General features: G+C 64.8%; 1 protein-coding gene. It reads left to right on the top strand.

Features of this window, described 5'->3' with window-relative positions:
* Positions 1-8 precede the first annotated feature (8 nt).
* On the top strand, positions 9-383 hold a 375-nt coding region (locus tag EXE44_RS22165; protein ID WP_369333867.1), incomplete at its 3' end, for a homing endonuclease associated repeat-containing protein.

The raw sequence follows: 383 nt of genomic DNA, 5'->3' as shown, positions 1-383 counted from the left end.
TGGTCGATATCGGCGAACGCCGCGTCCACGTCGCCGACGCCGACGGCGCGCCCTCGCTCCAACAGTTCTGCGACCACAGCGACATCGCCGACACGACCGTCCTCCGCCGGTTCGACTCGTGGAACGCCGCCGTCGCGAAGGCCGGATTCGAGCCGAACGATCCCCAGAAGCGTATCCCGACCGAAGACCTTCTCGACGAACTCCAGCGCCTTCACGACGAGGTCGGCCGCGCCCCCACGATCGAGGAGATGAAAGACCAGGGCGAGTACTGGCCCTCAACGTACAAGAATCGATTCGGGTCGTGGGCCGAGGCGCTCGATACCGCCTTCGATCACATCGACGCTGACAATTTTTTCCAGTCGCGAGCGGTGGCCGAACCGGAC

The organism is Halorubrum sp. SS7 (assembly GCF_005435055.1).
GTDB classification, from domain to species: Archaea; Halobacteriota; Halobacteria; order Halobacteriales; family Haloferacaceae; genus Halorubrum; species Halorubrum salinarum.
The sequence above is the reverse complement of the archived record's forward strand: the minus strand, read 5'-3'. Positions and strand labels throughout refer to the sequence as shown.